Consider the following 18,003-nt stretch of genomic DNA (forward strand, 5'->3'; position numbering starts at 1 on the left):
ATCGGCTCCGCGTGACGGAAGCGCTCCGCCAATCGCCCATTGCTCCGTCGGCGCAGCCGCGCCAGTTTGACCGCCGGACTCCAGCTTCGGGCAAGAGCAACTCGATTGCGTGGCTCGCTCACCAGCTGATCGGGCTGCCTACCCAAAAGCGACCCGGTGCCGTGTGGTGACAGTGTTAGAAATTTTCGAACGATGAATAGAGTATTATTCTATGGCTTGAAAGGCCCGGCGCGGCTATAAAACCCCTGTGCAGCAATGGGCAGTGGGTTGCGCGACCGGAAGGGGCGAGGGGAGCGCGCCTTCCGGTCGCCAGCTGCCGCTCGACGCGGCGCAGACGATCCCGAGACCATCGACGCGACAGGATCCGGGCCGGGACATGCTTCCGGCCGAAGGCTGCCGGCTGCGCGACCCTCGGGCCCGTCCCGGAAAACCTTGGCACGAGGGAGCAAGCCATGAACCTGACACGACGCAACGTCCTGACCGCGATGAGTGCCGCGGCAATCATCGCCCCGGCGCTGGCGGCACCGGCGCTGGCGCAAGGAGGCGGCAATGCACCCCTGAAAATCAACCTGCTGCTGAACAGCGGAATTGCCGGCCCGCATGCCTTCTTCTGTCTGGCAAACCAGCGTGGCTATTTCAAGGAAGCCGGGCTCGAGGTCGAGTTCGCGCCGGGCGACGGCGCCGCCTCGGTCGTGCCTCGGGTTCCGATCGAGGGCTTCGATGCCGGCTATGGCGACGTGAACATGCTGATCAAGCTGGCCGCGCTGCGTCCCGAGAACTGCCCCAAGGTCGTGCATGTCGCCTTCAGTGGCACGCCGCTGACCATCGCCGTGCGCAAGGACGGGCCGATCAAGGAAGCCAAGGATCTGGCCGGCAAGGTCATCATCGGCCACCCGCAGGATGCCGCCATCGAGGCCTTCCCGCCCTATGCGGTTGCCGGTGGTCTGGACCCGCATGCAGTCCATATCCTGCGCTCGAATGCCAGCATGGCGCTGAACTCGAAGGAAGTGATCGACGGCAATGTCGATGGCGTCTTCGGCTTCGTGAACACCGTCATCGCCGCCCTGCGCGGGATCGATATCGACGCGCGCGAGCATCTGGACTTCCTGGAGTTCACCGATCTGGTGCCGGAACTCTACGGCAACGCGCTGATGTTCAGCCCGGCCTTCATCGAGGAAAACCCCGAGGCGGTGCGGGCCTTCGTGGCCGCCGTCAACCGTGGCATCATCGAAACCATCGCCGATCCCGATGCCGGGCTTGCCGCCGTCGCCGAGATGTCGCCGAAATACCGTCCCGAGGTCGACGGCCCGCGCCTCATGGGCACGCTGGAGATGGAGATGAACCATCCCGATGCCGCGGTCCATGGCATCGGCGACGCCACCGACGAACGGATCGCCCGCTCGATCAGCCTGATGGTCGATTCGGCCGGCCTGCCGCGCTCGCCCGCGCCGGAGGAGATCTTCACCCGCGAGTTCCTGCCGCCGCTGGAAGAGCGCGCCCGCCCGGTGGGCTGAAGGCGATATCCGTTTCAATCAGGAGGGACATGATGAAGCGACATTGTGCCGTGGCCGCCTTGCTGGCGGGCATGACGATTGCGACCGCGCCGGCCCTGCATGCGCAGGACGCCGATGCGGAGGACGGCGGCCTCCAGAAGGTGCGGCTACTGATGAACTCCGGCTATACCGGCGCCAATGCCTGGCTGCCGCTCGCCGACGATCTGGGCTTCTTCGCGGATGAGGGAATCGAGATCGAGTTCGTCGCCGGCAAGGGCGCCTTCACCGCCGCGCCGCGCATGGTCGAAGAGGGCTATGATTTCGGCTATGGCGATTTCCAGGCGCTGATCGAGGCCTCGGCGCGGGATCCCGAAACCGCACCGATCGGGGTCTATGTGGTCATGGAGAACTCGCCCTCCGTGATCGCGGTCTCCGCCGCCTCGGACATCGAGACGCCCGCCGATGTGGCCGGGAAGAAGATGACCGCGCATCCCACCGATGTCGGGCTGAACACCTTCGAGCAATTCGCCAGCAAGGCCGGCATCGACGCTAAGTCGATCACCGCGACCGGGCTGGACGCCGGCTGGGCCGAGCTGCTGACCCTGCTCAAGGACGGCGAGACCGACGGTCTCTTCGGCTATATCTCGACCATTTCGGCGGCGGTGCGGCTGAACGGGGACGAGGTCGGGTCCGAAGTCCGCTTCCTCGAGTTCAAGGACGTGGTGCCGGAACTCTACGGCAGCGTGCTGATGGTCGCGCCGGGCTTCGCCGAAGGCAATCCGGAGGCGGCGCAGGGCGTCGTCAACGCCTTCAATCGGGGCGTGATGGCGGCGGTCTGCGATCCCGATGCGGCGATCGCGGCTCTGGTCAAGCGCGACGACACCCGCGACCCGGTGGTCGAGCGCTTGCGCCTCGTGGAGACCATCCGCGAGGACATGGGCGGCGCCGACAAGCTGGCCGCCGGGATCGGCGAGTTCGACAGCGCCCGCGTCGAATCCCTGCTGGCGATGACCGCCGAGACGCGCGGCCTGGCGCGGCAGCCGACGGTGGACGAGGTGACCACCGCCGCCTTCCTGCCGGATCTCGAGCTGCGCCAGGCGGTGATCGACGCCGCGCCCTGCAAGGCGCTGTGATCGCCCGCTGACGGCATGCGCGGCCATCCGGCCGCGCTTGCCCGAACTTGCCGCCACGGCCCCGGGGTCGCACATGGTCGCCGCGGGGCATCCGGGCGGCCGTTTCATTTTGGGAGAGACGACATGTACGACGACAGGTTCATGCTGCGGGCGATCGAAATTTCGGCCCGCGCGCTCGAGGAGCCGGGCACCGAACCCTTCGGCGCCGTCGTGGTCCGGGACGGGCGCATCCTGGGCGAGGGGATCAACCGTTCCTTGCAGAATTTCGATCCGACCTCGCATGGCGAGACCGAGGCGATCCGCGATGCCTGCCGCAATCTGCAGAGCGTCGATCTGCGCGGTTGCGATCTCTACACCAGCTGCGAGCCCTGCGCGCTCTGCGTTGCGGCCATGGAAATCGCCGGCATCGCGCGGCTCTACTACGCGGCGAACCTGGCGCAATCCAACGCGGCGCTGGAACAGTTGCCGCAGGAACAGCGGTTTCCGATCGATTCCGAGCATGTGCGGCGGGAATCCGGCCGGAGCTTGCAGGAACGCTCGATGCCCTCGGAACAGGCCCATGCCGCCGAGGCGGTCAGGGTCCTGACCGACTGGGCCGAACGCGCCCGCCGGCGGGCCTCAGCGGCAGGGCGCGCTACCTGAAGGACCGCCCGCGGCGCGGGGCATCTGGACCATCGTTTCAGGAGCTCGCTCCCTCTCCTTCGACCGACCCGCAGTTGCGACGAGGGCAACGCCCGGCCCGGAGCTTGGGCGAACGGGACCCCGGTGCCGAATGCGATCCCCCGGCAGGGGCCACCGGCCTGAAACGATTGCGGCCCCCGGGGCATCATCCGCTGCCCCGAGGGTCGCGACACGATCCGACCTTGGGGAAATGCAGCGGCCGCCTATGCTGCGGGGTGGGGGGCGGCCGCTGCTGTGCGGATCACGTCATTCCTTGATGCCGGCGGCCTCGATCAGCGGGGCCCAGACCTCGATCTGCTTGGCGACGAAATCGGTGTATTCCTCGGAAGACATGGCGGTATGGGTGATGCCGAGTTCGGTCAGCCGGGCCACGACCTCGGGGTCGGAAAAGATCGCCAGCACGGTGTCGTGGATGGTCTGGGTCATCTCCGGGTCCATCCCGGCGGGACCGGAGAGACCGACCCAGTTCTCCAGCACCACGTCATAGCCCTGCTCGAGGAAGGTCGGCACCTCCGGGGCCTCCGGGTTGCGCTCGGGCGAGGCGATGGCGATGGCGACGGCCTCGTTGTCCTCGATCATCTCGGTGTTCTGGACGACCATGTCGTAGAAGGTGTCCAGCACGCCGGCGCGGAAATCCTGGATCGCCGGCGTGCTGCCCTGATAGGGCACATGGATCGATTCGGTCCCGAGCGCCCTGTCGACGGCGACGCCGAGGATATGCGAGATCGTCCCGACCCCGCTGGAACCGTAGGCCAGCGGGTTTTCCTTGGACGCGGCGATATATTCATCGACCGTGGTGATCCCCGAGGAGGGCTGCACGAAAAGGCCGGGCGAGGAGGCGCCGATATAGGCGATATGGGTGAAATCGCCCATCGTGTCGTAGGGGATGCTGGCGAACCGCGTCGGCGCGATGGTGAAGGGCGCGTTGTTCGACAGGATCAGCGTGGTCCCGTCCGGTTCCTGCTGCGCCACGTAGTCGGCCGCGACCGTGCCGGCGGCGCCGGGGCGGTTGTCGACCACGGCCTTCTGGCCGTAGTCGGTGTCCAGATGCTGTGCCAGGAGCCGGGCGGCCAGGTCGCTGGTGCCGCCGGGCGGGAAGGTGACGACGATGCGCACCGGCTCGCTGCTCCAGCTTCCGGGCTCGGCGGAAGCCATCGGGGCGGTCGCGAGGGCGAGTGCCGCGGCACCTGCGCCCAGCAGGGTTCTGCGGTTCAGTTTCATGTCTTGGGTTCCTCCAGTTGGGTCTGTTCTGCCGCCGTTCGGGCAAGGCGGCGGTTCCTGTGGGTGCTGTAGATGCCGTAGACGGCGATGGCGAAGGTGATCCCGATGAGCGTGGCGCTGATCGGGCGTTCCAGGAACACCATGGGATCGCCACGCGACAAGAGCATCGAGCGGCGCAGTTGTTCCTCCATCAGCGGGCCCAGCACGAAGCCCAGCAGCAGCGGCGCGGGTTCGAAGCGGTAGAGCCGCATCACGTAGCCCGCAGCCCCGATCACCAGCGTCAGCCAGACGTCGAAGACGTTGTTGTTCAGGCTGTAGACGCCCATGCAGATCAGCACGATGATCGTCGGATACATGTATTTGTAGGGGATGCGCAGCAGCCGCACCCACATGCCGATCAGCGGCAGGTTCAGAACCAGCAGCATGATGTTGCCGACCAGGAAGCTGGCGACCAGACCCCAGAACATGTCCGGCTCTTCCACCAGCAGGCGCGGCCCCGGCGTGATGCCATAGATCATCAGCGCGCCGATCACGATGGCCATCGGCGGGCTGCCGGGAACGCCCAGGGTCAGGGTCGGGATGAAGGCGGTCTGCGTGGCGGAGTTGTTGGCCGCCTCGGGCACGGCGACGCCGGGAACCACGCCGGTCCCGAATTTGGCGCGCTGCGGCGAGACCCGCTTTTCTAGCGCATAGGCCAGGGCCGCCGCGATGGTCTGGCCGGTGCCGGGCAGGGCGCCGATGAAGGAGCCGATGGCGCCGCCGCGCAGGATGGGGCCGGGCAGGGACTTCCAGTCTTCCTTGCTCGGATAGAAGTTGTTGTAGTCGAGCTTCTGCGCGACGCCTCCGCCGCTGTTCGAGCGGATCGAGGCGATCAGCTCGGTCACGCCGAAGAGCCCCATGGCGACGACGACGATATGCACGCCATCGCGCAGTTCCGGGATGCCCATGGTGAAGCGCAGCTCGCCCGTGGTCAGGTCGACGCCGATCGTGCCCAGCATCAGGCCGGTGACGACCATGGCGATGCCCTTGAGCGCGCCGCCGTTGCTGACCGCCGAGGCGGCGATCAGGCCCAGCAGGATGACGGCGAAATATTCCGGCGGCCCGAAGGACAGCGCCAGTTGCGCCAGCGAGGGCGACAGCACGGCGATCACGACCATGCCGATCATGCCGCCCCCGAACGAGGCGATCGCGGTCGAAAACAGCGCCACGCCGGCGCGTCCCTTCTTGGCCAGCTGATAGCCCTCGATGGCGGTAATCGAGGCGGCCGGCGTGCCTGGCACATTCATCAGGATCGAGGCTGTCGAGCCACCGTATTCGGCGCCGTAGAAGACGCCCGCGATCATCACCAGGGCGGGCGTCGGATCCAGATAGAAGGTCAGCGGCAGGATCATGGCGATGGCCGCCATGGAGCCGATGCCCGGCAGCACGCCGATGAAGGTGCCGAGGAACACCCCGATGAAGCAATACATGAGGTTGGCGGGTTCCAGGACCACCAGGAGCCCGTGACCGAAGCTAGTCAGAATATCCATCATCAGAGCCCCACGAATGGTTTGAACGGGAGGTTCAGCAGCTCGATGAACAGGCCCCAGCAGGCGAGGGACACGATGACACCGAGGATCGCCTTGCCGCGCATCGGCAGGTTGCGGTCGGGCAGGCTCGCCACCACGATGGTCAGGAAGGTGGCCGGCACCAGGCCGAGGCGGTTCGCGGTCGTGGCGAAGACCGCCAGGGCGCCGCAGATGGCCAGAAAGGCGATCCAGTCGGGAGATTCGACCTCCGTATCGCCGCGCCGTTCCTCGATGCAGATGAACACGGCGAGGATGGCGAGGACGAGGCCGGTCAGGAACGGAAAGGCGCCGGTGCCCAATCGGGTCGGCACCCCCAGTCCCAGGCGCACGCCGCCGATCATGAAGATCGCGCTGAGCGCCAGCAGCAGCAGACCGCCCACCTCGCCGCCCCAACTATGGCCGAGGCGAGCGGCGGCGACACTCGGCTCGGTGATTCCGGATTTCTCGGGTTCTGGTATCATGGCGTGGTTCCGTTCTGGTTGTCGGCGGGGTTCAGGCTTCGTCGCTGCCGAACGCGGCCTGCACGCGGGCGGCGCTAACCGCCGTGATCTGGCCGATCGCGGCTTCGAGCTCCGAGTCGCGGTCATTCGCCAGCCGGGTTCGGAATTCCTGCAGGACACTCTCCATGTCCTTGTGGCGCACCAGGGCGGTGATGAAGGGGAAGCCGTATTTGTCGTTGTAGCGCGCGTTCAGCTCCGCAAGATCCTCCCGGTGCTCGGCGTCGCGCGCCGTCAGGTTCAGCCGGCCTTGTTCGGCCTGCGATTCCGCGGTCATGGCCAGCGGATTGTCCGGCGCCAGCTCGGGATGGGCGCGAAAGAGCGCCACCTGCGCGGCCTCGTCCAGCTCGCGAAGCGCCGCTCCGATCGCATGCGAGAGATCCTCCGCGGTCCGGAACGGGCGACGCGCCGCGACTTTCGCCGCGATCTGGGGTGCCCGCTCGATCAGCGGAGTGACCATTGCAACGGCCGCTTCGTGATCGGCCTGATTGAGATCGCTGAGTTTGCCCATCGTCACATTTCGCCTGTCGCCTTCCCGAATAGCCTAGGGGTGAATCCTGTTGCGGGCTATAGAATAATAATGACGCAGCTGTTCTTCCTATTAGAACGATGTCCCGACAGGCGCTTGCGACGAGTGTGATCGAGGGGCCGCGGCAATGCCCCTTCAATGCGGCATGGCTCCTCGGCAGGCCGGGTCCATCCGTTCTGAATAAGTGAACGAATGGCAAATATCTTTGACATTGTTTGAAACGAATTGCCGTGAGACTGTGCCTGCGACAGCAAGGAAAGACGTCGCATTCCCCACCCGGTCGTGGCCGCGCCGCGATGGATTCAAAGGAACTCAGCTATGACAAACGAGAGTGGCACCACCACGGCACAAGCGTCGCGGACGGCGTTGCTGCCGGTCCGCTTCATTCTCAACACCTTCTATTCGGGCCCGCAGGCCTGGTTCTTCCTCGCCGCCGACAACGGGCATTTCCGGGACGAGAGGCTCGATGTGCAATTCACCGAGGGCACCTCGCTGGCGCGGGCCGTCGAAACCATGACATCCGGCGATTTCGATGCCGGCTACGGCGACCTCAACGAGCTGATCCGCATGAAGGCCGAGGGCAAGCTGCCGGCGCCGGTCGCGGTGATGACCATCCACAACCGCCCGCCCTATACGATCGCCGTGCGCAGCGACGGGCCGGTCGAGACCGCCGCCGACCTGGCCGGCAAGCGGCTGGTCTCGCATCCCCAGGACGCCGCGCTGCTGCTCTTCCCGGAATTCTGCCGGGCCACCGGTCTCGATCCCGAGAGCGTCGACATCACCATTTCCGAGCTGACCCATGTCGAGCTCTCCGCGCAGATGATGAACGGCGAATGGGACGGCATCTTCGGTTTCGTGAACACCATCAATTCGCAGGCCATCGAGGCCGGGATCGACCCGTTCACCGCCCTGCATCACTTGACCTGGCACGAGCATGTCCCCGACCTCTACGGCGGTGCGCTGATGGTCACGCATGATTTCCTGAACGCCCATCCCGGGGCGGTCGCCGGCCTCGTGCGGGCGATCAACCGCGGGCTGAAGGACACCGTGGCCGATATCGACGCCGCCATCGAGGCGGTCGCCCGCCGCAATCCGCAGATCGACCGCAAGGCCAATCGCGAGCGGCTGACCGGGACGCTGGCGCTGGAAATGGGCCATCCCGACGGTTTTGCCGACGGCCTGGGCGATGCCGACGACGCGAGGCTAGAGGGGATCGCCCGGCTGATCGTCGAGACCAAGGGCTATGCCGGCGCGCCGCCGCAGCCGCGCGAGATCTTCCGGCGCGACTTCCTGCCGCCGATGGCGGACCGCGCCCGTCCTCCGGCCCGCTGAGCGGCCGGGGCCACGGCCCCGTCGGTCCCGGGCCGGCCGGTCAGCCGGCCGGCTTGCCGGCGACCACCTGATGCTCCAGGATCTCGACCGCGATGGCGATGATCTTCTGGGTGGTGGCGGAGGCCGGGATCAGCGCGTTGGAGATCACGCTGAAGGATTGCTGGAACATGTCCTTGTCGTTGATGGGCACGAAGCGCAGCAGGCCCTGATGCAGTTCCGCCGCGGCGTCCACCTCAGAGGTCGCGGCGATGAACTGTCCCGACAGGACCAGCAGTTTCATCAGCTGGATGGAATTGACCTGGACGCTCTGCACCGCCGCGTTGAAGATCCAGCCGTGATGCGCCTCCATCAGGCGGCGGATCGACAGCGCCGCGCTCTGCACGGCGATCGGGTAGGTGACGAATTCCTTCAGGCTGATGCTGTCCATCCGCGCGACGGGATGATCGGGGATGGCGAGGCAGCCCAGCGGGAACTTGCGCGACCAATGGACGATCAGATCGTCGTCGGGCCATGCGTTCACCACCGCCGCCAGATCGTAATCGCCGTTCAGCACGCCCTTGACCGCGTGGTCGGGGCTGGTGGTGGTGATCTCGGCATGGACATGGGGAAAGCGCCCGGCGATCTCGCGCGCGAATTCCAGCGCGAACCCGTTCACCATCCCGTCCATGCAGGCGATGCGGATATGGCCATATTCGATGCCGCGCTGGGTGATGAGCGTCGACCAGAGCCGGGTATTGTCCAGCCGCCAGTCCCGCGCGAGGTCCAGGAACATCTGCCCGGAGGGCGTCACCACCATGCCATGGGCGCTGCGCTCGAACAGCATCTCGCCCAGCGCGTCCTCCAGGGCCTTGATCTGCCGGTGAATGGCCGAGGCCGAGATGCCGATCTCGCGCGAGGCGGCCTGGATCGACCCGAGCTGGGCCACCCGTTCGAGATATTGCAGCGATCGCGGCACAAGCTGAATCGACATTTCGGCATTCCTACCTCGGGCGCGGCGCCGGTGCCGCCGGCGCATCCTAGCAGCGCATTCGATCCTTTGGAATGCGTGGTGAATTTATCTGCCATGGAGCGAAACGCTCCGGCATGCCACCCTGACCCCGACCCCTGACGATTCACAAGGAGAGCCCTCTTGTCCATCGATCCCGAACAGAAGGCCGGCGGCATCTCGGTCCATGCCGTCGACATCGCCCGCGGCGTCCCCGCCTCCGGCCTGGGCGTGCGCCTCTTCCTGCTGGGCGCCGAAAGGGTCGAGATCGCCTCCGGCAATTGCTCGGACGGCGGGTTGCTGCAGCACCCGGTCATGGACGGGGCCGGCGTGCAGCGCGGCGTCTACGAGGCCGAATTCGATGTCGGCGACTATTACCGCGCGAACGGCGTCGCGATCCCGGATCCCTCGTTTCTGGACGTGGCGATCTTCCGCTTCGGCATCGACAAGCTGGCCGAGCATTTCCACCTCCCCTTCAAGTTCACCCCCTGGGGCTTCTCGCTGTTCCGCGGTGGCGCCTGAGCGGAGAGGACCAGGCTCGGCGAACCGGCGTGGGCGTGGCACTGCCTTGCGCCGGTTCGTTGGCCGGGGCGTACGGATTTGTCACCTGCCAAATCCGCGAGGGGAAGGTGGCGCCATGGAGGGCGAACTGCCGGTCCGAAGCAATCACCCTGAGACCGCCTGACCGCCCCCCGACCCCGGTATCCAGCGCCGGGTCACCCCGGGACTATCGTCATACCGCGCCTCGAAGATGGGCGAGGCGAGGACGGCCAGCATATGCAATTCGCCGCTCCCGGCATTGCGGAAGCCGTGGCGGCTTCCCGCCGGTATCAGGGCCGATTGACCCGCTCTTGCCAGGACCCTTTCCCCGCCCGTCCAGATCTCGGCCTCGCCCGACAGCACCGTGAGGACCTCCTCGACCCGGTGCCAATGGGTCGGGGCGCCGAGCCCCGGCGCGCACCATTGCTCGAAGACCGACAGAGCCGAGGCGCCGGTCAGCGCCGAGACGCGCATGCGCGTCGAAACGCCCGGACGCCAGTCCTCGCGGGCTTGGCTGGCATGATCGATCAGCGTCACGGCACATCTCCCCTCCTGCAGGCGGCAAAGGGCCGCGCCTGGCGATCAGATTACGCCCCAGCGGTTCGATCCGCGATCCCGTCGTGCCGGCGCCCGTCGATGCCGGCAAGCGCGGGGTCACGGAAGCGGGCCTTCCCGGCGCGAAACCGGCGATTGACATCCCGCGCGCCACTTCGCACTCTCCGACTCTCACCAGGGGTGTCCCGACAAGGGGCTGAGATTCTGCTGGGCCGCGAGGCAGCGCAGGGACCCGACGAACCTGATCCAGTTCATACTGGCGTAGGGATGGTGCGGATGCCTCGCCGGTCGCGCGACCGATCCTTTCAGGGGCGTCCTCCTTCCTTCCGGTCAGAGCTGGGTCTCCGATGCGATGACGCGAGGGGCCTCGACATGACTTCCGAACCGAACCTGACGGTCACGACCGGACCGCTGCCCGCCTCGAGCAAGGTGTTCCGGCAGGGCCAGCTCCACCCCGGCATCCGCGTGCCCATGCGCGAGATCGCCCTGCACCCGAGCGCCGGGGAGCCGCTGGTCACGGTCTACGATTCCTCCGGCCCCTATACCGACCCGGCCGCCGAGATCGCCATCGCGCGCGGCCTGCCGCGCCTGCGGGAGGACTGGATCGCCGCGCGCGGCGACGTGGTGGCCTACGAGGGGCGGCGCGTAAAGCCCGGGGACAACGGCTTCGTCTTCGGGGACAGGCTCACCCCCGAATTCCCCGTCCGCCACCGCCCGCTGCGCGCCCGCGCCGGCGGGGCCGTCACCCAGCTCGCCTATGCGCGCGCCGGGATCGTCACCCCGGAGATGGAATTCGTCGCCATCCGCGAGAACCTCGGGCGCGGCGCCGCGAAGGCGGCGCTCGACCGCGACGGCGAGGGCTTCGGCGCCGCCATCCCCGATTTCGTCACCCCGGAATTCGTGCGCGACGAGGTGGCGCGCGGCCGGGCGATCATCCCGGCCAATGTCAACCATCCGGAATCGGAACCGATGATCATCGGGCGGAACTTCCTGGTGAAGATCAACGCCAATATCGGCAATTCCGCGGTCACCTCGTCGATGGCCGAGGAGGTCGAGAAGATGGTCTGGGCGACCCGCTGGGGCGGCGACACGGTGATGGACCTCTCCACCGGTCGCAACATCCACAACATCCGGGAATGGATCCTGCGCAATTCGCCCGTGCCGATCGGCACCGTGCCGCTCTACCAGGCGCTCGAGAAGGTGAACGGGGTCGCGGAAGACCTCAGCTGGGACGTCTTCCGCGACACGCTGATCGAGCAGGCCGAGCAGGGCGTGGACTATTTCACCATCCATGCCGGCGTGCGGCTGCATTACGTGCCGCTGACCGTGGATCGCGTCACCGGCATCGTCTCGCGCGGCGGCTCGATCATGGCGAAATGGTGCCTGCATCACCACAGGGAGAGCTTCCTCTACGAGCATTTCGAGGAGATCTGCGACATCTGCCGCGCCTTTGACGTGTCCTTCTCGCTCGGCGACGGCCTGCGCCCCGGCTCCATCGCCGACGCCAACGACGCCGCGCAATTCGCCGAGCTCGAGACGCTGGGCGAGCTGACGCGGATCGCCTGGGCGAAGGACTGCCAGGTGATGATCGAGGGGCCCGGCCACGTTCCGATGCAGAAGATCAAGGAGAACATGGACAAGCAGCTCGCGGTCTGCGGCGAGGCGCCCTTCTACACGCTCGGGCCGCTCACGACCGACATCGCGCCGGGCTACGACCACATCACCAGCGGCATCGGTGCTGCCATGATCGGCTGGTTCGGCACGGCGATGCTCTGCTACGTCACGCCCAAGGAGCATCTCGGGCTGCCCGACCGGGACGACGTGAAGACCGGCGTCATCACCTACAAGATCGCCGCCCATGCCGCCGATCTCGCCAAGGGGCATCCGGCGGCGCGGATCCGCGACGACGCGCTGAGCCGCGCGCGGTTCGAATTCCGCTGGGAGGACCAGTTCAACCTCTCGCTCGATCCCGAGACCGCGCGAGGCTTCCACGACCAGACCCTGCCCAAGCAGGCGCATAAGGTCGCACATTTCTGCTCCATGTGCGGCCCGAAATTCTGTTCCATGCGCATCAGCCACGAGATCCGCGCCGAGGCGCGGAGCGAGGGCATGGCCGCCATGGCGCAGAAATACCGCGAGGGCGGCGACCTCTACATGCCCCTCGCCCATGAGGAGGCCTGAGCGATGCCGACACCTTCCGCGCTCCTCGCGGCCCTGCGCGAAACCGCCCCGCTGGTGCAATGCATCACCAATTACGTGGCGATGAACGTCGCGGCCAATGTCCTGCTCGCGGCCGGGGCCTCGCCGGCGATGGTGCATGCCGAGGAGGAGGCGGGCGAATTCGCGGGCCTCGCCGGCGCCCTGACCATCAATATCGGCACCCTCTCGCCGGCCTGGATCGGCGGCATGAAGGCCGCCGCCGGCGGGGCTGCGGCCGCCGGCAGGCCCTGGGTGCTCGATCCGGTCGCCCATTTCGCCACCGCCCTGCGCCGGCGGGCCGTCGCGGATCTGCTCGACCTGCGCCCGGCGATCATCCGCGGCAATGCCTCCGAGATCATCGCGCTCGCGGGCGGCCAGGGCTCGGGCCGGGGCGTCGACAGCGGCGATCCGGTGGAACTTGCCGAGGAGGCCGCCCGCCGGCTCGCCGCCGCGCGCGGTGCGGTGGTCGCCGTCACCGGGCCGGTGGATTTCGTCACCGACGGGACGAGATCGCTGCGGATCCACGGCGGATCGCCCCTCATGCCCCGGGTGACGGCGCTCGGCTGCTCGCTGACCGGGCTGGTCGGCGCCTTCGCCGCGGTCGCGCCGGAGGAACCGCTCAACGCCACCGCCGCCGCGCTCGCCGCCTTCGCGGCGGCGGGCGAGGCGGCCGGGCGCGGGGCGGAGGGTCCCGGGTCCTTCGCCGTGAGGTTCCTTGACGCCCTGCATGCGCTCGACGGCGCATCCCTCGACGCGGATACGAGGATCGCAGCGGCATGAGAGGGCCGGACCTGTCCCTCTACCTCGTGCTCGACCCGGACCTCTGCCGCCTGCATTCCATGGTCGAGACGGCGCGTGCGGCCGTGGCCGGCGGGGCGACAATCGTCCAGCTGCGCGACAAGGCCGCCGGCACCGAGGGTCTCGTGGAGGTGGGGCGGGCGCTCAAGGCCGCGCTGGCCGGAACCGGCGTGCCCCTGATCGTCAACGACGATCTCGAAGCGGCGCTCGCCGTGGGGGCCGAGGGGCTCCATCTGGGGCAGGACGACATGCCGGCGGGCGCGGCGCGCCAGCGGATCGGGCGGGGGCGCATCCTCGGTCTCTCGGTCGAGTCCGAGGCGGCCGCCCGCGCGGTCGATCCGGCGGTCGTCGATTATGTCGGGATCGGGCCCGTCTTCGCCACCCCGACCAAGCCCGACCACAAGCCGCCGATCGGATTCGACGGCCTCGCCCGGCTCGCCGCGATCAGCACCGTGCCCTCGGTCGCCATCGGCGGCCTGAAGGCCGCGCATGTCTCGCCCGTTCTCGACGCCGGGGCGGCCGGCATGGCGGTGGTCTCCGCGATCTGCGGCCAGCCCGATCCCGAAGCCGCGGCGAGAGGCCTGTCCGCGGCGATCCTGAACTGGCGCAGACGCGGTCCGGTGTCCGGCCGCGCGCGCTAGCCTGCCATGGGGCCTCCGGGTCATTGCCTAGGACCGTCGCCTCTCGGCCTTCGCGCTCGCGTGCCCTCCTTTTGGCGTGACGGGGGCAGGGCGGGCACTGCCCGGCGGTGCCTGGCCTCGGCGGGAGGGTGCCACCGGGCCGGCTCGGAACCCGGGCGGACGGGATCCCGATGCCGGATGCGATCGCCCCTGTATCGGAGCGTCAGCGGCGCCGGTCGGGGCAGACCACCGGCGCCTGCGCGGCCCGGAACGTCACCGCACGGTTCTCGCCCTCGGGATCGACCAGGAGGACCATGCTGTTGTGCCCGACCTCGGCGATCTCGCCGCGGATCGCGCGGCCGTCCTCCTCCCAGACCAGGGTGGCGCCCTGGACCCAGCGCCAGGGGGCGAGCCGGTAGCCCTCGCCGCAGCTCGTCATCACCAGCGTTCCGCTGGAGAGGAACGCCCTGAAGGCGCCCGGCGCCGCCTCCGGATCGGTCTTGAGCCAGACGCGGTCCTCGACCATCGCCGCCATGCCCGCATTGCCCGAGCCGGGGATCGCCACCCCCGGCAGGTCGACCCGCCCGCAGGCCGCAGGCAGCCAGGCGAGCGCCAGCACGAGCGCCGCGACCGGGACACGCCTCTTCCATTCCGGCGGATGCCGCGGATCCTCGATCATCGCTCAGGCCCTTCCTCTTGCAGGCAGCGGGCGAGCACGCCCGCGCGGTCGATCCCCCGGGGCCAGGCCCCCGCAACCCGCCCGCCCGCGCCGCCGAGCCGCGTCGCGACATGGGCCTCCGCCACCGGCCCGGCCCCGCCGCGGAGCAGCACCGAGGCGGCGAGCAGCACCGCCAGGCGCTCCACGAACCAGCGCGCCTCCGCCTCAAGCGGCAGGCCTTTCCAGGTGTCGAGCGTGCGGTCGAGCGCGCCGTCGAAGGTCGCGTCGAGGCCGCGCGCGCCCTCGAGGTCCGCCACGAGCCGCGGCATCGCGTCGCGCTCGCGCCCGAAGGTCCGGAGCAGGTCGAGGCAGATCACGTTTCCGGAGCCTTCCCAGATCGAGTTCAGCGGCGCTTCGCGATAGTAGAGCGGCATCGGGCCATCCTCGACATAGCCCGACCCGCCGAGGCATTCCATCGCTTCGTAGATCATGCCCGGGCAGCGCTTGTTGCTGAGGAACTTCGCCAGGGCGACGCCGGTGCGCGCGAAGACCCTGTCGCCCTCGTCGAAGGCGCGCGCCACGCGCAGCCCGAGCGCCAGGGCGGCCTCCGTCTCGACCGCGAGATCGGCCAGCACGCTCGCCATCAGCGGCTGGTCGATCAGGCGCCGCTGGAAGGCGCTGCGGCCGCGGCACCACCAGAGCGCTTCCGTCAGCGCGCCGCGCATCAGCCCGGCCGGCGCCATGGCGGTATCGAGCCGGGTGTGATGCACCATCGCGATGATCCTGCGCACGCCCTCGCCCTCCGCGCCGAGCCGCAGGGCAAAGGCCGCGTCGTATTCGATCTCCGCCGAGGCATTCGCGCGATTGCCGAGCTTGTCCTTCAGCCGCATCAGCAGGATGGCATTGCGCGCGCCCTCCGGCGTCCAGCGCGGCACGAGGAAGCAGGTCAGCCCGCCGGGCGCCTGCGCCAGCGTCAGGAAGGCGTCCGACATGGGCGCCGAGCAGAACCACTTGTGCCCGGTCAGGCGGTACCCGGCGCCGTCGGGCACGGCGCGCGTCGCATTGGCCCGCACGTCCGATCCGCCCTGCTTCTCGGTCATCGCCATGCCGAGGGTGGCGCCGGCCTTCTCCGGCGCCGGACGGGACGCGGGATCGTAGGCCTTGGAGAGGAGCCGCGGCACCCATTCCGCGGCGAGCGCCGCGTCGGCGGCGAGCGCCGGCACCCCGGCATAGGTCATGGTCATGGGGCAGCAGACGCCCGGCTCGACCTGGCTCATCATGTAGACCATCGCCGCATGGGCCACATGCCCGCCCGCCGGCGCGGTCCAGGCCACCGACGGATAGCCGGCGGCAACGCCCAGCCGCATCAGCTCGTGATAGGAAGGGTGATAGTCCACCTCGTCGATCCGCCGCCCGGCGCGATCGAAGCTGCGCAGCTCCGGCGGGTTGCGGTTCGCGAGCCGCCCCGCCTCGCGCGCATCGCTCCGCCCCAGCGCCGCGCCGAGACGGCCGAGCGCCGCCGCATGGGCGCCGCCGCCCTCGCGCGCGACCGCCTCGCGCAGCGCGACATCGCCGGCCCAGAGATCGCCGTCGCCACGGGGCGCGGGCTGGTTCTCCACCACATGGGTCGCGAGGTCGCTGCGGGGTCGAAGGCTCGGCAAGGGAGGACCTCCCGGCGGCTGCGGGGGCAGCATACACGCTCGCCCGACAGGCGCGAAGCGGGCTTCCGTCTGAACGCCGGGGCGGGACCGCCCGGACCCTGCGACTATCCGGCCGGGTTCAGCGCGGGAAGCGGCGCGCTCTCGGGACCGCCGGAGCGGCACAGGGACCGGACCGCCGGCAGCGCCTCCGCGAGCGCCTGCCAGGCGGTCGCCGGATCGCGGGGCGCGGCGGGCCCGTAGAGATCGGCGCCGAGCGCCGTCAGCGCGTCGCGCAGGCGCGGGTCGGCGCGCGGATCCTTCCCGGCCAGGCGCCCGGCCCAGGCGTCGAGCGCGGGGCGGAGCGCGGCATTGTCGCGGCGCGCCACCGCCCGGTGCAGCACGGCATAGGCATGGGCCTCGGAGGCCAGCCACGCCGCCCGCCGGGCCCCCAGCAACCGGGCCAGCGGCGGCCAGGCGCGGCGCTTGAGCCAGACGCCGGCCACGGCCCCTGCGAGCGCCGCCAGCCCGCCAAGCGCGATCATGCGCCAGTCGCGGCCCTGCGCAACGCTCCGCGCGGGCGGACCCTCGACGGCGATCGCGAAACCCTCGACCGAGGCGGTCTCCACCCTGCCCGTCTCCAGATCGTACCAATCGAGCGTGACCGCGGGCACCGCGCCCGAACCGCCGCCCTCGGCCACCAGGGTCACGCGCTCGGTCCGGCTCCCCCCGAGCACACCGCGATCGTCGGTCTCCGCGAGCAGGGGTTCCTCGGGATAGGCGGCGATGCCCTCGATAGCGACCGGCGCCAGCAATTCGGGCAGGAACATCGGCGCGGTGCCCGCCACCGTCGCCACGAGTGTGCGGGTCACGCTGTCGCCCGGCGTCATCGCGCCCGGCTCGCCCTCGATCGTCTGCGCGAGCTCGAGCGCCGTCGCGGCGATGAAGGGATCGAGCCCCTCGGCGCCTGCCGGCACCACGCCGCGGAATTCCAGCGCCTCGCTCTGCAGGATGGCCCTCACCGGGGCGTTGTTCTCGGGATCGGCCCAGGTGACGATAACCTCCTGCGGCGGGATTGCGAAGTCGCCGGGCACCATCGGCGAGATCCGGTAGTTGCGGGTGACGCCCGACCAGGTCTCGCCGCCGACCCGCGCGCTCGTCGGGTTGGTCGAGCGCTCCGGCAGGCGCACCAGCAGTTTCGGCGCCTCGAGGCTCGGCCAGACCGGCGGCTCGGGCAGGAAGCTCGGCACCAGCACCGTCATCCGCAGGCTGAGCGGCTGGCCAGGGATCGCCACGGTCTCGTCGAACTCGACCCGGAGCACCGGGCCGTCCGGTGCGACACCCTCCTGGGCCCCGGCGGGCAGGGCGAAGGCGACCAGCACGAAGAAGGCAACGGCCCTCATCCGGCATCCCCCTCGCCGGCGTCGCCGCCCGGCGTGTCCGGCGCGGGGCCGTCGTCGCCCGGCTCCCCGGCCCCGGCGCGCGCCGCCTCAATGGCGAAGCGCTGGCGCAGGAAGTCGCCGGTGCGCGTGTCGACGGTGTTCATCCACTGCTCGG

17 protein-coding genes and 1 riboswitch are annotated in these 18,003 nt (G+C 69.2%); of the genes, 8 read left to right on the forward strand and 9 right to left on the reverse strand.

Annotated elements, in window-relative coordinates:
* Positions 1 to 452 precede the first annotated feature (452 nt).
* From V7050_RS08465 to V7050_RS08475, 3 genes are all read left to right on the forward strand, one after another.
* Positions 453 to 1,514, forward strand: a complete 1,062-nt coding sequence (locus V7050_RS08465) for an ABC transporter substrate-binding protein (protein WP_324366672.1) — start codon at positions 453 to 455, stop codon at positions 1,512 to 1,514.
* Positions 1,515 to 1,543: 29 nt separating this feature from the next.
* Complete coding sequence (locus tag V7050_RS08470; protein ID WP_324410458.1) at positions 1,544 to 2,626, forward strand: ABC transporter substrate-binding protein; 1,083 nt, start codon at positions 1,544 to 1,546, stop codon at positions 2,624 to 2,626.
* Positions 2,627 to 2,749: 123 nt separating this feature from the next.
* Positions 2,750 to 3,268: a nucleoside deaminase gene (locus tag V7050_RS08475; protein WP_324366677.1), complete on the forward strand. Its 519-nt coding sequence runs from the start codon at positions 2,750 to 2,752 to the stop codon at positions 3,266 to 3,268.
* Between the two features lie 285 nt (positions 3,269 to 3,553).
* Here V7050_RS08475 and V7050_RS08480 read toward each other — a convergent pair whose 3' ends face one another.
* Genes V7050_RS08480 through uraD form a run of 4 tightly spaced genes read right to left on the reverse strand, consistent with a single transcriptional unit; the run spans position 3,554 to position 7,104 of the window.
* The gene (locus V7050_RS08480) at positions 3,554 to 4,528 is read right to left on the reverse strand and encodes a Bug family tripartite tricarboxylate transporter substrate binding protein (protein WP_324375079.1); all 975 of its coding nucleotides are present in this window, start codon (positions 4,526 to 4,528) and stop codon (positions 3,554 to 3,556) included.
* Positions 4,525 to 6,060 carry a tripartite tricarboxylate transporter permease gene (locus V7050_RS08485; RefSeq protein WP_324375077.1) on the reverse strand — a complete coding sequence of 512 codons (1,536 nt, stop codon included), beginning with the start codon at positions 6,058 to 6,060 and terminating at the stop codon, positions 4,525 to 4,527. Before V7050_RS08485 ends, V7050_RS08480 begins: the two co-directional genes overlap by 4 nt.
* Positions 6,060 to 6,557: a tripartite tricarboxylate transporter TctB family protein gene (locus V7050_RS08490; RefSeq protein WP_324366683.1), complete on the reverse strand. Its 498-nt coding sequence runs from the start codon at positions 6,555 to 6,557 to the stop codon at positions 6,060 to 6,062. The genes V7050_RS08485 and V7050_RS08490 overlap by 1 nt, the downstream gene beginning before the upstream one ends.
* Positions 6,558 to 6,588: 31 nt before the next feature.
* Positions 6,589 to 7,104 (reverse strand): 2-oxo-4-hydroxy-4-carboxy-5-ureidoimidazoline decarboxylase, encoded by a 516-nt coding sequence (gene uraD, locus V7050_RS08495; RefSeq protein ID WP_324366684.1) that lies wholly within the window; start codon positions 7,102 to 7,104, stop codon positions 6,589 to 6,591.
* Positions 7,105 to 7,440: 336 nt separating this feature from the next.
* Between uraD and V7050_RS08500 the strand changes: the two genes are divergently transcribed.
* Positions 7,441 to 8,454 carry an ABC transporter substrate-binding protein gene (locus V7050_RS08500; RefSeq protein ID WP_324366686.1) on the forward strand — a complete coding sequence of 338 codons (1,014 nt, stop codon included), beginning with the start codon at positions 7,441 to 7,443 and terminating at the stop codon, positions 8,452 to 8,454.
* Positions 8,455 to 8,494: 40 nt separating this feature from the next.
* Here V7050_RS08500 and V7050_RS08505 read toward each other — a convergent pair whose 3' ends face one another.
* Positions 8,495 to 9,424 (reverse strand): LysR family transcriptional regulator, encoded by a 930-nt coding sequence (locus V7050_RS08505; RefSeq protein ID WP_324366688.1) that lies wholly within the window; start codon positions 9,422 to 9,424, stop codon positions 8,495 to 8,497.
* A 159-nt stretch (positions 9,425 to 9,583) separates the two neighbouring features.
* Between V7050_RS08505 and V7050_RS08510 the strand changes: the two genes are divergently transcribed.
* Complete coding sequence (locus V7050_RS08510; protein ID WP_324366690.1) at positions 9,584 to 9,961, forward strand: hydroxyisourate hydrolase; 378 nt, start codon at positions 9,584 to 9,586, stop codon at positions 9,959 to 9,961.
* Between the two features lie 144 nt (positions 9,962 to 10,105).
* Here V7050_RS08510 and V7050_RS08515 read toward each other — a convergent pair whose 3' ends face one another.
* Positions 10,106 to 10,516 carry a cupin domain-containing protein gene (locus tag V7050_RS08515; protein WP_324366691.1) on the reverse strand — a complete coding sequence of 137 codons (411 nt, stop codon included), beginning with the start codon at positions 10,514 to 10,516 and terminating at the stop codon, positions 10,106 to 10,108.
* 184 nt (positions 10,517 to 10,700) lie between these two features.
* Positions 10,701 to 10,820: riboswitch (TPP riboswitch) on the forward strand.
* A gap of 86 nt (positions 10,821 to 10,906) precedes the next feature.
* Between V7050_RS08515 and thiC the strand changes: the two genes are divergently transcribed.
* The 3 genes from thiC to thiE are packed head-to-tail and all read left to right on the forward strand — an operon-like array spanning position 10,907 to position 14,172.
* Complete coding sequence (thiC, locus tag V7050_RS08520) at positions 10,907 to 12,715, forward strand: phosphomethylpyrimidine synthase ThiC (protein ID WP_324366693.1); 1,809 nt, start codon at positions 10,907 to 10,909, stop codon at positions 12,713 to 12,715.
* A gap of 3 nt (positions 12,716 to 12,718) precedes the next feature.
* The gene (gene thiM / locus V7050_RS08525) at positions 12,719 to 13,513 is read left to right on the forward strand and encodes a hydroxyethylthiazole kinase (protein ID WP_324366695.1); all 795 of its coding nucleotides are present in this window, start codon (positions 12,719 to 12,721) and stop codon (positions 13,511 to 13,513) included.
* Positions 13,510 to 14,172 carry a thiamine phosphate synthase gene (gene thiE / locus V7050_RS08530; RefSeq protein ID WP_324366697.1) on the forward strand — a complete coding sequence of 221 codons (663 nt, stop codon included), beginning with the start codon at positions 13,510 to 13,512 and terminating at the stop codon, positions 14,170 to 14,172. Before thiM ends, thiE begins: the two co-directional genes overlap by 4 nt.
* A gap of 202 nt (positions 14,173 to 14,374) precedes the next feature.
* On the opposite strand, the gene V7050_RS08535 is transcribed toward thiE, so the two are convergent.
* The 3 genes from V7050_RS08535 to V7050_RS08545 form a co-directional block, all read right to left on the reverse strand.
* Positions 14,375 to 14,830 (reverse strand): hypothetical protein, encoded by a 456-nt coding sequence (locus V7050_RS08535; protein ID WP_324366699.1) that lies wholly within the window; start codon positions 14,828 to 14,830, stop codon positions 14,375 to 14,377.
* Positions 14,827 to 16,503 carry an acyl-CoA dehydrogenase family protein gene (locus tag V7050_RS08540; RefSeq protein ID WP_442885610.1) on the reverse strand — a complete coding sequence of 559 codons (1,677 nt, stop codon included), beginning with the start codon at positions 16,501 to 16,503 and terminating at the stop codon, positions 14,827 to 14,829. The genes V7050_RS08535 and V7050_RS08540 overlap by 4 nt, the downstream gene beginning before the upstream one ends.
* A gap of 71 nt (positions 16,504 to 16,574) precedes the next feature.
* Complete coding sequence (locus V7050_RS08545) at positions 16,575 to 17,849, reverse strand: hypothetical protein (protein ID WP_324366703.1); 1,275 nt, start codon at positions 17,847 to 17,849, stop codon at positions 16,575 to 16,577.
* Positions 17,850 to 18,003: the final 154 nt, after the last annotated feature.

It is taken from the genome of Amaricoccus sp. (genome assembly GCF_036846665.1).
In the GTDB taxonomy this organism is placed as follows: domain Bacteria; phylum Pseudomonadota; class Alphaproteobacteria; order Rhodobacterales; family Rhodobacteraceae; genus Amaricoccus.

Excerpts from the sequence above, each read along its gene's own strand:
- V7050_RS08470 (WP_324410458.1), top strand. The coding sequence starts at position 1,544 with ATGATGAAGCGACATTGTGCCGTGGCCGCCTTGCTGGCGGGCATGACG.
- V7050_RS08505 (WP_324366688.1), bottom strand. The coding sequence starts at position 9,424 with ATGTCGATTCAGCTTGTGCCGCGATCGCTGCAATATCTCGAACGGGTG.
- V7050_RS08545 (WP_324366703.1), bottom strand. The coding sequence starts at position 17,849 with ATGAGGGCCGTTGCCTTCTTCGTGCTGGTCGCCTTCGCCCTGCCCGCC.
- V7050_RS08475 (WP_324366677.1), top strand. The coding sequence starts at position 2,750 with ATGTACGACGACAGGTTCATGCTGCGGGCGATCGAAATTTCGGCCCGC.
- V7050_RS08465 (WP_324366672.1), top strand. The coding sequence starts at position 453 with ATGAACCTGACACGACGCAACGTCCTGACCGCGATGAGTGCCGCGGCA.
- V7050_RS08485 (WP_324375077.1), bottom strand. The coding sequence starts at position 6,060 with ATGATGGATATTCTGACTAGCTTCGGTCACGGGCTCCTGGTGGTCCTG.
- thiM (WP_324366695.1), top strand. The coding sequence starts at position 12,719 with ATGCCGACACCTTCCGCGCTCCTCGCGGCCCTGCGCGAAACCGCCCCG.
- V7050_RS08490 (WP_324366683.1), bottom strand. The coding sequence starts at position 6,557 with ATGATACCAGAACCCGAGAAATCCGGAATCACCGAGCCGAGTGTCGCC.
- V7050_RS08540 (WP_442885610.1), bottom strand. The coding sequence starts at position 16,503 with ATGCTGCCCCCGCAGCCGCCGGGAGGTCCTCCCTTGCCGAGCCTTCGA.
- V7050_RS08480 (WP_324375079.1), bottom strand. The coding sequence starts at position 4,528 with ATGAAACTGAACCGCAGAACCCTGCTGGGCGCAGGTGCCGCGGCACTC.
- thiE (WP_324366697.1), top strand. The coding sequence starts at position 13,510 with ATGAGAGGGCCGGACCTGTCCCTCTACCTCGTGCTCGACCCGGACCTC.
- V7050_RS08500 (WP_324366686.1), top strand. The coding sequence starts at position 7,441 with ATGACAAACGAGAGTGGCACCACCACGGCACAAGCGTCGCGGACGGCG.
- thiC (WP_324366693.1), top strand. The coding sequence starts at position 10,907 with ATGACTTCCGAACCGAACCTGACGGTCACGACCGGACCGCTGCCCGCC.
- uraD (WP_324366684.1), bottom strand. The coding sequence starts at position 7,104 with ATGGGCAAACTCAGCGATCTCAATCAGGCCGATCACGAAGCGGCCGTT.
- V7050_RS08535 (WP_324366699.1), bottom strand. The coding sequence starts at position 14,830 with ATGATCGAGGATCCGCGGCATCCGCCGGAATGGAAGAGGCGTGTCCCG.